Here is a 13,177-nt window from a genome sequence, read left to right on the forward strand (position 1 = left end):
TTGCCCTAGCTTTTAAAAAGCAATAACGACTTTTAACGCCCTCGGTCATATGGCCGAGGGCGTTTTTGTTTTTTTGAGTCACGATGCTTTTCCCATCCTTGTAAAACCATATAAATTCAATGGGTTAAAAATAATCTCTTTTTCCAAAGAATAAACTGAGCATGCTCAATAACATTTGTTGCTGATTTGGGTTCCCCTGACATGTGCGCTTATACTCAAGCAGGATAAGTTTATAACGTACAACAATAATGAATGCGCAAACCCAGTCAGAATTAACCATTTCACTGCAAGCTTTTTCAAAGCAAAGCCATCAATTTTGGTCTTTACAGATCTTAGGCTGGCTCGGTTATACCGTCGTTGTGTTTATCTCGATTATTCATCCACAGTTTGATGACAGTAACTTTAACTTAGCGGGCCAATTATTGAATCTGGCTGTTGAGGTGGGTTTTGGTTTTATTTTGTCATTTTTACAGTGGTCTATCATTAGGCGCATTGTACATTGGCCACTCAAGCGTACGTTGATAACGAGCTTTGTCAGCGCGGCTATTTTAGGTCTGGTGTTTAATGTCATTAAACTGGCTTCATACAAAACCATTGTTTACAACCAAGTATGGTATCAAGAACTTAATATGCTTGAATTCGGTGGCTGGTTTTTGTTCTCTGTTTCTACCATGTTTGTGTGGACAGCGATATTTTTTATTATGCTTTACAACGCGCGTTTGCAAAAAGAGCATGAAATGTTGCTTAGAGCCCAAACTGCGGCAAAAGATGCACAGCTGCAAATGTTAAGGTATCAGTTAAATCCACACTTTATGTTTAATACTATGAATGCCATTTCGACTTTAATCATGAAAAAAGAGAATGATATGGCGCAAGAGATGTTAGACAAACTCTGTGATTTTTTCCGTGCATCACTCCAGCACGACGCAACAGATGCCAGCCTGCTAGGCAAAGAGTTAGAGCTACTCGAGCTGTATTTGAGTATTGAGAAAGTCCGATTTGGTGAACGTTTGAAGGTTAATTTTGCAATCGATGACAAGGCAAAGCAGGCAAAAATTCCCCCGTTGGTTTTACAGCCGATTGTAGAGAACGCAATTAAATATGGCGTTGAAGCGAGAAAGCAACAAAACCGGATTGATATTCGAGTTACCAAACAAGATGAGCACCTTATGATTTTGGTCGAAAATGACGGTGGAGGCACAGATAAACTCCATGAAAAAGGGTTTGGAATAGGCTTAAGTAACACCAAAGAGCGCCTAGAAACCTTTTTCAGTACGCCATGTGAGCTCAGTGTCGAGAATGGTATTACAAAAACACGTGTCACATTGATTATTCCCTTTGTGATAGCAAAATAAGAATTGGAAACAAATATGATTACTGCGGTACTGGTAGATGATGAACCTCTGGCAATAGAAGGTCTAAGGCTTCGACTTGAGAACATATCTGATATTCAGGTTGTGGGAGAGGGGTTCGACGGTGATGATGCCATTCGGTTGTGTTATGAGCATCAGCCAGATGTGTTGTTTATCGACTTAAAGTTGCCAGGCCTCAGTGGCCTTGAAGTAGTTCAAGGGTTGCAGTCAGACACTATGCCATTGGTGGTGTTTGTCAGTGCGTATAGTGACTATGCGATTGAAGCATTTGAACTTAATGCGCTGGATTACCTCATGAAGCCAGTGAACCTTGGCAGGCTTAAAAAAACAGTAGACAGGATCCGTGATTCACTTAATGAATCAGCTCGGTCTCAAAAGAGTGATGAGAAAGCCAAACTTTTAAAAGCGCTAGGTGAATCATCGGGCTTAAGCATCTCGCGGCTGCAAGAGTGGCTAGATAAAGAAAATGCGCCTTTTCCGACAAAACCAAGACACGAATTACTGATCAAGAATCATGATAACGAGCAAGTGTTCTTGTGCGTTGATGACATTATGTGGGTCGATGCTGCTGGAGATTATATGTGTATTCATACCGACAAAGAAAACTATGTTGTGCGTATCACACTCAAGCGACTCAGTGAAGAGTTAGATAAAGCGACGTTCGCACGAATTCATAAATCTACCTTGGTAAATGTGAATTTTGTTAAAAGTTTTACCACACTAAAGAATAATGAATCGATGTTGGATTTAGGGGGAGATATCCGGCTCAAAGTGAGTCGGAATTACAGTGATACATTGAAGTCATTGTTGAAATCTCGCTTGGGAGATACATTTTTATAGTCATTATATCTCACATTTCATCGTGGAATTGTTTCGTCTTGTCGTGTGCGGTGCAGCTGCACCAGCATTGACGCAAAATTGCACCGCGATAGCGCATTTCAATTGTCACATTATTATCTTTCTATCAATATTTTAACTGCCAAATTTACATTTTTAATTTGCATTTAAACTAAATGCATTTGGCCAAATGACAACGATAAATGTGCCAAGGTTCACAGAGTGATGTTTTTAAATAAGAAAATATCACACATGCACTGTGAGCAAATGTGGAAGCAATGAAATGAAACCAACAGTAAACCAAGTGTTTGGCGTTTGCCTGCTGAGTGCGACACTGCAAGGGTGTGGCGGGGGCGCTGAAACAAACACTGATACCAGCCAAATCTCACCAGAAGTTCCCGTATCTGATTGGCAACTCGTATGGAGCGATGAGTTCGATACAGACACCATTGATGCTAATAAGTGGCAACATGAAGTGAATTGTGCTGGTGGCGGCAACAACGAGCAACAATGTTACACAGCCAGTAGCGATAACTCTTACATTGACAATGGCGTACTACACATTGTCGCTTTATCGGCGGCAGAGGGGGAGCAAAAACCCTATACGTCAGCGAGGTTAAGTTCTAAAAACAAAGCTGATTTCAAGTATGGACGTTTTGAAGTTCGGGCAAAATTACCATCTGGCCAAGGAAGTTGGCCAGCATTTTGGCTGTTACCCACCGATGAAGCATACGGCGGGTGGCCAAAGTCTGGTGAAATTGATGTGGTTGAGTCGGTTAATCTAAAAGCAAAACGAGAAGATGGGACTGTAGAGCGACATGTATATGGCACTTTGCATTATGGCAAAGATTGGCCAGACAACGAATCAAGTGGTAAAGCATATCTACTACCAGATGATATGAACCCCGCGGATGACTTTCATACTTATGCCATTGAGTGGCAAGAAGGGGAAATTCGTTGGTATGTGGATGGTTACTTGTACCAAACTCAGCGCCGTTCGCAAGCGCTTTATAATGGAGATGGTGATGCCGTTGGGCTAATTTATCGCGGATGGTTCACTGAGTATTTTGGGCAAGATTCTGGCGAGTTAGAAACCCATTGGGATAACGCGCCGTATGACCAAGCATTCCATATGCTGCTCAATCTTGCGGTAGGTGGAAACTGGCCTGAAAGTGTGAATGAACTAGGCGTCGATGCCTCTGCTTTTGCCAACGGTCAGCATTTTGAAATCGATTACGTGCGTGTGTATCAATGCCAAATTAATCCAGAGACGGGGAAAGGGTGTGACACAGTGCGCGGAGGATTTGATAGCTTAGAGGATGCATTGGTTGAGGGTAAAGCGCCCACGCCAATTCCACCTTCCTCCGGCATCGCCCAGAATCTAGATATTTTTACCGGTACACCCAATCCGAATTGGCCAGCTTGGGACTGCTGTGGCGGGTCGACACCTACTTTAGTTGATGATGCTGAAAAAGGCACTGCTTATCAGTTTGTGGTTGGAGAGAGCCCAACCGTGAATGGGTTTATTTCTCGAGATGAGTTTATTACTGACGAGACGGGAGCAGCCACCCCATTTGATGCAAGCCCACTTCTAGATGGCGGTACGCTTAGTTTTGAAATGAAGATTGTTAGCCTTCCAAGTGCCGCTGACACCCCTTGGCTTTTAAAAGTTGAAAGCGTCGATGCATCAACGGCTGCTGAAGTTGCGTTGACCACCAGTGTTGAAGGTCAAGCGCCTGCACTTGGCCAGTGGCAAACGTATACATTTACTCTGCAAGCGCTTGCAAATGGAGGCCTTAACCTGAGTGCAATCGATGCCGTGATGATATTCCCGACATGGGGCAGTGGCGACGGCGCGGTATATCAAATGACAAACATGCGTATTGCCGGTGATAGTGTATCTGCGCCTCAATCATTTGTCGTTTTTGAAGAGTCGATTAACCCTGCTTGGCCACTATGGGATTGCTGCGGAGGCACAACACCACAAATTGTTGAAGACGATGCCCAGCACGGCAATGTTGCTGAGTTTTCTGTGGGGAGTGAGCCAACTGTTTTAGGTTTTATATCGCGCGCTGACAATATCACCGAAGCTGGAGTATCACCAGCACCATTTGACGCCTCGTCTATGTTTTCCGATGGTATGCTTCAATTTGAAATGAAAGTGGTGAATGCGCCAGCGGATGCCGAATCGGTTTGGAAGCTAAAAATAGAAAGTAATAACGCTGAAACCGCAGCTGAACTTGACCTTGCAAGCAGTATTGAAGGATTGGCACCAGTTACGGGTCAATGGCAAACCTATACATTCAAGCTATCGGATTTAGCCAGTGCAGGGTTGGATGTGAGTGCCATTGATGTGGTGATGATTTTTCCTGCGTGGGGCACGGGTGAAGGTGCACTTTATCGCGTCGATAATCTGAAATTCTATCAACCAATGGATGCACCAACATTTGAAGGGCATGTGCTGTTTCAAGATGATGTGTTGTCACAGTGGTCGCTATGGGATTGTTGCGGTGGGTCGACACCTGAGATCGTCAATGACGATGCGCAACATGGAATGACTGCTCAATACACCATTGGTGCCGAACCGACAGTTGTTGGCCTATTTGCAGACGATGGTGTTTATCTCGACAGCAGTGCATTTTTGCAATCGGGTGTCATTCAATTTGAGATGAAAGTGGTGAATGCGCCAGCCAACGCTGAGTCTGTTTGGAAGTTCAAAATTGAATCTATGGATGCGACCACCGCGGTGGAGCTGGACTTGGCAGCAAGTCAAGAAGGTAAAGCGCCAGTCGTTGGCCAGTGGCAAACCTATACTTATTCCCTGCAAAGTTTATTAGAAGCTGGGTTAGATGTGACAGCGATTGATGTTGTGATGGTCTTTCCCGCTTGGGGAACTGGTGAAGGGGCAGTATTTAGGCTAGATAATGTGCTTATCTACAATCCAAGCTCAGTACCTCAATCACACTCTCTTACGCTGTTTAAAGATGGACAAAACAGTAGTTGGCCAATGTGGGATTGCTGTGGGGGCTCTACCCCTACAGAACAACAAGATGATGCAGAGCATGGTATGACCGCAGAGTTCACAATTGGCGCCGAGCCTACAGTGTTGGGGTTTTTGGCAAATACTGGTTCACATTTTGATGCCAGCGCCTTGCAAGCTGAAGGGGTTGTTCGCTTTGACATGAAAGTGCTCAACGCACCCAATGACGCCAATAGTACTTGGAAATTCAAAATTGAATCGCTCGATGCGCAAACCGCTGTCGAGCTTGATTTGAGTGCGAGTATTGAAGCACAAGCGCCAGTTACAGGGCAGTGGCAAACCTATACCTACTCTTTACAGTCGTTGGCCGACGCAGGTTTAGATTTATCAAAAATCAATGTCGTGATGGTGTTCCCTGCATGGGGCACTGGCGAAGGTGCGGTTTACAGAGTTGATAACGCAGAAATCACGGTGCCGTAACGCGGCAAATACAAGGGGGTAATTTTACCCCCAGAACAGAGAATTTATGTAGGTTAGTTATGAAACAAGTTCAATTTGTATCTTCGCGCGTGGCTTTGTGTGTGTCATTAGCTCTATCAGGGCAGGTATTTGCAGAAGAACAATCAACAGCGAATTTAACGACAAATGCGCAGAATCCAGAAATAGAAGTCATTGAGATCCGTGGGATCAAGGGCAGTTTGACCCGTGCTATGAATCTCAAAAGAAGTGCATCAGGTGTTGTGGATGCGATTTCAGCAGAGGAAATGGGCAAATTTCCAGACACCAACTTGGCTGAGTCTTTACAGCGCATTACTGGTGTTGCGGTCAGTCGAAGTAATGGTGAAGGCTCCCAGATCACAGTCAGAGGCTTTGGTCCGGATTTCAACTTAATTACGTTAAATGGTCGACAAATGCCGGGCACAGGTAACTCACGATCTTACAGCCTTGAGAATTTATCTGCTGATGGCGTAATGGCATTAGAGGTATTTAAAACAGCAAGGGCAGAAAACCCAAGTGGTGGTCTAGGCGCCACAGTTAACATTGTGACTAGAAAACCGCTGGCAAGTCCCGGTGAGCGCTATACCTTTTCAGCAAAAGCGATCCATGATTCGTCAAACGTTGAAAATGACGATGTGACGCCTGAGTTATCAGCGCTTTATTCCAATACCTTTGTTGATGATACGTTTGGTGTGTCGTTTTCACTTACACATCATGAAAGAGATTTTCAAAAACAACAGGCGCATATTCAAGGGTGGCAAGCCAATGTCGATTTGCCTGGTAATATCGATGACAGCAAGGTGATTGATCCTAGGCCATTAGATAATGAAGGAAATCGAGTAGGAGATTACTTTTTTCCTCGAGACATGAACTATGGCATTGAAGACTTAGAAAGAGACAGAACCAATGGCCATGTTGTGTTTCAGTATGCGCCCACTGATGACTTGGTGCTCTCTGTAGATTATACCCACACCAAAGCTGTGACAGGCAAAAATGGTATAGGCTGGGGGATGTGGAATGAATATGGCGGTAATATCAATGCCTACGAGTTAGATGAAAATGGCACCGCGGTTTTTGCCGATATTAGTGGCAATGACGGCTCTTTTACCGCATCACGCTCAACAACCGAAGTCATTGAAAAGTCAGCAGGTATCAATATCGATTGGCAAATTAATGACGTATGGCATATCGCTGTGGATTATCACGACTCATCAAGTGAAACTGATAACGGTATTGATAAAGGCATCGGTAGTGAAGGTTCTTTGGTGTTAGGATCCGATCAGCTACGCACTAAAAACTATGATTATCGCACCGGCGATGTTCCACATGCGCAAATACATTGGTTGAATGGCTCTACAACGCTGCTTGAAAGTGAAATTGACTCGCACTTTAGCCAGTTTGTTCATTCGCCCGGAAAGGCAGAGGTTCAGCAGCTACAAATAGATGCAACATGGGAAAATGACCACTTTGACATTCCACTGATTGATGTCAAATTTGGTGTTGCTATGACGGATCAAACGATGGGCGGTTCTAACGCTTGGAGTGGTTTAATTGGCGGGTTTTTATTTAATCCGGCATGGCCACAAATGTTCCCTGACAGCATGTTTATCAGAAACGATACCAATGGATTTTTAGATGCATTTGCCAGTGGCGGTGCAAATTTAAATCCGAATTACTACTATACCTTTGACTTTGATGAGGTAGTAGCACGCTCTGAAGCATTCCTTACCAATGACGTGCTCGGTGGTGGCGATTATTTCGCCACTACGGCATACCATGATTTGGGCACCTTTTCTCGTAGCTCTGTGCAAGAAGAGACAATGAGCTTTTATGTTCAGAGTGCTTGGGAGTTTGAAGTTGCCTCATTCCCTGTTGCTTTAAACATCGGTGTTCGATACGAAGAAACCGACGTAACTAGTATTGATGAACAACAAATTCCGATTTCGGTTTGGTGGCTAGGTGGCAGTGAGTGGCACACACAATATCTCCCAGAGGATAATACATATACGTCTGAAGGGCAGCATGATGTGCTACTGCCAATGCTCGATGTGAAAGTGGATATCACCGATGAGCTGGTTGGTCGTGTTTCTTGGGGTAAAACCATCACGCGTGCACCACTTGGCGATTTAGCGGGGGGGCGTGTGCTCTCTGGTAGCCCTAAAATAGGTTCACGTAACGGCAATGAAGGTAATACGAACTTAGAGCCATTTGAGTCTACAAACTTAGATTTAAGCCTTGAGTATTACTACGATGAAAGTAGTTACGCAGCAATCGGGTACTTTAAAAAGTCAGTCAAAAACTTCATTGGCAGTCGGGTTACTGAAACAACCATTGATGGATTTAAAGATATCTATCAAGGTCCGAGATGGAATCAGGCGGTTGCCGATATTGAAGCACGCGGTGAGCAAGCAACCAGTGATGCTATTTTTCTGCAAATGCAGGCCAATGGCGCGACGCTTAATTCGCAAGGTTACATAGAGCCCGCCGATGATGATCCGTTATTGCTCTGGAAGATAACCCAACCATTTAATGCGACAGATACTAAAAAGGTCGATGGCTTCGAAGTGGCATTTCAACATGTGTTTGGCGAGAGCGGCTTTGGCATAGGACTTAATGCGACATTTGTCGATGGCGACGTAGAATTTGATGTAAATAGCTTAGATCAGCAAACACCGCTTACGGGGTTAAGTGATTCTGCAAATGCACAAGTCTTTTATGAGAAAGATGGGCTGTCTATTAAGTTCACTTACGCGTGGCGTGACGAATATTTGATAGGTGTTGGCCAAGATCAAGGCTCAGCTGACAATCCGCCACAGTTTGCCAAGACGTATGCACAATTAGATGCCAGCGTAAATTACGACCTTGATGAACGCTGGACTGTCTTTTTTGAAGGTATAAATCTGAATGATGAAACTGAGCAAGGCTTTGGTCGGTATGAACGACAGTTCTTATTCGCAAGGCAGTACGGTCCAAGATATACCTTGGGTGTGAGATACAGCTTTCAGTAAATCTAATCACTCTTTTATCTCTTAGTTATTTTAAGTACCGAGCATGTAACAGGTATTGTTGCGTTGTCTCGGTGCAGGTTGGAGTTTTAATTATGGCAACCGAGTTTGCTTCAAAAGCCGCGCAAATACAATCATCCGATTCTCCTAAAAATATAGGATTTGCGCTCTGTGTGCTCACCAGTTTATTTTTCATGTGGGGATTCATTACCTGCCTGAATGATATTTTAATTCCTTATCTTAAAGGCGCATTTCAACTTAGTTATACGCAAGCGATGCTTGTTCAATTTTGCTTTTTTGGTGCGTACGTTATTGTTTCGATCCCAGCCGGAAACCTAGTTAGTAAAATTGGTTTTCAAAAAGGGATTGTACTTGGCTTATTCATAGCTGCTTTGGGCTGTGTCATGTTTTTGCCGGCTGCGGTTATTGGATTATACGAAGTATTTTTACTTGCTTTGTTTGTATTGGCTTCAGGGATCACCGTATTGCAAGTGTCTGCGAACCCCTATGTAAGCGCACTTGGTAAACCAGAAACAGCACCGTCAAGGTTAACGCTGACACAGGGTTTCAATTCACTGGGTACCACCATAGCCCCATTTTTTGGTGCTTACCTACTGTTTTCTTCAGGGCAAGATTCGGTATCGAATGGTGCTGAAGCGGTACAAGCTCCATACTTATTGCTTGCCGCTGTATTGGCGGTATTGGCTATAGTATTTGCTGTACTTAAGTTACCCACATTGGTTGAATCACAGGGCGAACCCCAAAAAAGTACAAGGCCTCTGAGTGACCATCCGCATTTGATTTTAGGCGTAATAGGCATCTTTTTATATGTAGGTGCAGAAGTATCGATTGGCAGTTTTTTAGTTAGCTTTTTACATCAACCCAGCATTGCTGGTTTGAATGAAGCAGAAGCTGCCAAGCTCATCGCATACTATTGGGGTGGAGCAATGGTTGGACGCTTTATTGGGGCTGCGGTGATGCAAAAAATCGCGGGTGGAAAGGTATTGGCGTTAAATGCAGTTATGTCTATGAGTCTGATTATATTGGCAGTGAATCAAACCGGTGCACTTGCAATGTGGGCTATGCTCGCGGTTGGGCTATTCAACTCTATTATGTTTCCGACGATTTTCAGTTTAGCAATTTCGGGTCTAGGCAATGACGCAAGTCGTGGCTCTGGCTTATTGTGCTTGGCAATTGTTGGTGGTGCGATCATCCCCATTTTGCAAGGATTATTGGCTGACAATATTGGGCTACAGGGCTCATTTTTCCTACCAGCTGCTTGTTATATTTTCATCGCCTATTTTGGACTTTGGGGGTGCCACAAAAAACCGTCAAAGGAGACTGTGCGATGATCAAGTTAAAACGAACCACTTTACTTTGTGCTTGCATAGTCAGTGTGCTCGGCGCGTGTGGACAGCCCAAACGATTAGTAACAGATACTGAAAAAGGCAAAGACCCAACTACTTGGCCAAATATTGTGTCTGAAATTGAAAAATCTGAAGAGGTTGAATCACAGGTTTCAGCTTTACTTGCTGAGATGACCGTTGAGCAGAAAGTCGCGCAAATGATCCAACCTGAAATACGCGATATCACGATTGAAGATATGCGTAAATACGGTTTTGGCTCTTATTTAAATGGCGGTGGGGCTTTTCCAAATGGCGACAAACATGCGTCAGTGACCGATTGGGTGGCATTGGCTGAGTCTATGTATCAAGCGTCTATTGATGCGTCTTTGGACGGCGCTTCTATCCCGACTATGTGGGGTACCGATGCGGTTCATGGCCACAACAATGTGATTGGCGCGACCTTGTTTCCTCATAATATTGGTTTGGGTGCCGCAAATGACCCAGCATTGATAGAGAGAATTGCCCAAGTTACCGCAAAAGAAGTATTGGCAACGGGCATTGACTGGATCTTCGCACCCACAGTTGCCACTGTCCGAGACGACAGGTGGGGAAGAACGTACGAAGGGTATTCAGAAGACCCAGAAATAGTCGGTGACTATGCCTATGCCATTGTTAAAGGGCTTCAAGGTGATGGGCGCTCAAATACCGTATTCAAAGAGCAGCATGTGATCAGCACAGTTAAACACTTTGTTGGTGACGGCGGGACCCTTAAAGGGGATGACCAAGGGAACAATATTGTTAGCGAAGAAACACTCTTTAAAGTTCATGCACAAGGCTACGTAGGGGGTTTAAAAGCAGGTTCTCAGTCTGTAATGGCCTCATTTAATAGCTGGCATGGCGACAAGATACATGGCAATAAATACTTGCTAACAACGGTGTTGAAAGAGCGAATGGGCTTTGATGGCTTTGTTGTCGGAGATTGGAATGGTCATGGGCAAATTAAAGGATGTACCAATGATAACTGTCCACAAGCAATCAATGCGGGTTTAGACATGTTTATGGCACCCACTCAAAGCTGGAAGCCGTTGTTTTACAATACGGTCAGGCGAGTGAAAGACGGCACTATACCAATTAGTCGAGTGAATGATGCGGTGAGCCGTATTCTTAGAGTGAAAATACGATCAGGCCTGTTCAATAAGCCCAGTCCTGCACAGCGCCTTTATGCTGGTGACAGTAAAATAATGGGAAATGATCAACACAGAGCGCTTGCCAGAGAAGCCGTGAGAAAATCTCTAGTGTTGCTCAAAAACAAAGCAGGGATCTTGCCGTTATCTCCTAAACAAAAGATCTTAATGACTGGAGATGGCGCAGATAATATTGGTAAGCAGTCTGGCGGATGGACTATTACTTGGCAGGGAACTAATAATGCCAATGCAGACTTTCCTGGTGGCACATCTATTTATAAAGGGATCAAACAACAAGTCTTGAAAGCGGGTGGTGATATTACTTTGAGTCTTGATGGGTCGTTCGATAAGGATAATAAACCCGATGTCGCAATTGTTGTATTTGGGGAGGAGCCATACGCAGAAGGACAAGGGGATAGACCTCATTTGGCATATCAATATGGCACTAATAAGGACCTGATGTTATTAAAGTCATTAAAAGCGCAAGGTATCCCTGTTGTATCACTGTTCATCAGTGGTCGTCCAATGTGGGTTAATGCTGAACTAAACGCAAGCGATGCTTTTGTGGCACTTTGGCTACCGGGCTCTGAAGGCGGTGGTGTGGCTGACGTGTTATTAAAAGATAAAAATGACAGTATCCAATATGACTTTACAGGTAAACTGTCGTTTTCGTGGCCTAATTCACCGACGCAGCACGTGAATCGTTTTGATGGACAAACTCCATTATTTGAATACGGGTTTGGATTGGATTACGAAACAAAGGATACTTTGATAGACAACTTGAGCGAGTTGTTTGATATTAGTGCCAGTATGAATGAAGTCGAGTTTTTATACGATGGACAGCCTAAAAACCCATGGGCGCTCTATCTCACTGAGAATACTAAAAGAAAGCCAATCCTTTCTAACAGTGAGCAGCTCAATGGCGTAGACTACAGAACGATTGATCGTTTTGTACAGGAAGACAGTATGCAATTGTCTTTTAGTGATTCAAAAGTCGCTGGTATTCAATTGTTAAGTAAACATGGCTTCCCTGAAGACCTGAGTGCGTATGTCAACTCGAGTGCGTACTTAACATTTGATATGTCTTTAAAATCAGGTTCAATTTCAAAAGCCTATATAGGGATGAATTGTCAGGAAGAGATGAAATGCCGCTCACAAGTTAAAATACCAGGCAAAAAATTGAGCGCGCTCACAAGTGGTTGGCAGCAGTTAGCCGTGCCTTTAACTTGTTTTGAAAGTCTTGGTGCTGAGTTATCTCAGACAATGTCTCCATTTAAGCTATCACTTGATGGAAATGCTGAAGTTGGAATAGGGAGAATAGCGCTGAGGGGATCGGCATCCGATGCGTTAATAATTGAGTGTCATTAAGATGACTTTGATGAAAGCCCGCAAATAGCGGGCTTCTTTATTTTTTGTCTATTAAGTTTTAAATCATGGTTGTATCATCATAATGCGATGTTTTTCGATATAAGTATTTAAGTGGATTATAAACAAGCATTCAGTTTTCAACGTTTGCCAGATTTTGCATTGCTCTTACTAAGTATTTGGGGAGTGTTACAAACGACATTGGCCAGTTTAATGGTAGAGCGTTTTTATGGCTGCCCCTATGAATGTGATTTTTATGTACCGCAACAAATTGTATTTGTTATGTCAATTGTATGCTTCCTCTCTCTTATCTCTTCTTTAATTTGTGCGGCTATTTCAGCCGTTAAAATTAAGCAGCCAATCGCATATAAGGTATTGGTTTTAAGCTTTTTAGCAGTGGTTTGCCAAGCGTATTACATCGCAAGTTTTTAATATTGACTGCGGCGCTAAGTTTTCCTCTTAAAAATTCATCGTTTCTATTGCATGACAAAGTGGTTTGAGCAGAAAGTAAATGCTCAGACTTTAGTGGATTTGTCTCGTTTTTACATTGTAATTTCACATAGTTAGTCAATACTCAAATATCAGGTAT

6 protein-coding genes and 1 pseudogene are annotated in these 13,177 nt (G+C 43.6%); all 7 read left to right on the forward strand.

Annotated elements, in window-relative coordinates; translation table 11 throughout:
• Window positions 1-248 precede the first annotated feature (248 nt).
• Window positions 249-1,355: a sensor histidine kinase gene (locus tag S4054249_RS10005; protein WP_046357869.1), complete on the forward strand. Its 1,107-nt coding sequence runs from the start codon at window positions 249-251 to the stop codon at window positions 1,353-1,355.
• 15 nt (window positions 1,356-1,370) lie between these two features.
• Window positions 1,371-2,213, forward strand: coding sequence for a LytR/AlgR family response regulator transcription factor (locus S4054249_RS10010; protein ID WP_046357868.1), 843 nt, complete (start codon window positions 1,371-1,373; stop codon window positions 2,211-2,213).
• Window positions 2,214-2,493: 280 nt separating this feature from the next.
• A pseudogene (locus tag S4054249_RS10015) lies at window positions 2,494-5,151 on the forward strand (family 16 glycosylhydrolase); the annotation flags it as partial.
• A 578-nt stretch (window positions 5,152-5,729) separates the two neighbouring features.
• Window positions 5,730-8,696 carry a TonB-dependent receptor gene (locus S4054249_RS10020; protein WP_046357867.1) on the forward strand — a complete coding sequence of 989 codons (2,967 nt, stop codon included), beginning with the start codon at window positions 5,730-5,732 and terminating at the stop codon, window positions 8,694-8,696.
• A 92-nt stretch (window positions 8,697-8,788) separates the two neighbouring features.
• Window positions 8,789-10,045 (forward strand): sugar MFS transporter, encoded by a 1,257-nt coding sequence (locus S4054249_RS10025; protein ID WP_052961117.1) that lies wholly within the window; start codon window positions 8,789-8,791, stop codon window positions 10,043-10,045.
• Entirely contained in the window at window positions 10,042-12,591 is a 2,550-nt protein-coding gene (locus tag S4054249_RS10030) for a glycoside hydrolase family 3 protein (RefSeq protein WP_145925007.1), read from the forward strand. Before S4054249_RS10025 ends, S4054249_RS10030 begins: the two co-directional genes overlap by 4 nt.
• A 111-nt stretch (window positions 12,592-12,702) precedes the next feature.
• On the forward strand, window positions 12,703-13,020 hold the full coding sequence (locus tag S4054249_RS10035) for a hypothetical protein (RefSeq protein ID WP_046357866.1): 318 nt from the start codon (window positions 12,703-12,705) through the stop codon (window positions 13,018-13,020).
• Window positions 13,021-13,177: the final 157 nt, after the last annotated feature.

Origin of the sequence: Pseudoalteromonas luteoviolacea (assembly GCF_001750165.1) — a bacterium.
GTDB lineage: Bacteria > Pseudomonadota > Gammaproteobacteria > Enterobacterales > Alteromonadaceae > Pseudoalteromonas > Pseudoalteromonas luteoviolacea_G.

Coding starts and splice junctions, on each gene's coding strand:
- S4054249_RS10005 (WP_046357869.1), top strand. CDS start 249: ATGAATGCGCAAACCCAGTCAGAATTAACCATTTCACTGCAAGCTTTT.
- S4054249_RS10010 (WP_046357868.1), top strand. CDS start 1,371: ATGATTACTGCGGTACTGGTAGATGATGAACCTCTGGCAATAGAAGGT.
- S4054249_RS10020 (WP_046357867.1), top strand. CDS start 5,730: ATGAAACAAGTTCAATTTGTATCTTCGCGCGTGGCTTTGTGTGTGTCA.
- S4054249_RS10025 (WP_052961117.1), top strand. CDS start 8,789: ATGGCAACCGAGTTTGCTTCAAAAGCCGCGCAAATACAATCATCCGAT.
- S4054249_RS10030 (WP_145925007.1), top strand. CDS start 10,042: ATGATCAAGTTAAAACGAACCACTTTACTTTGTGCTTGCATAGTCAGT.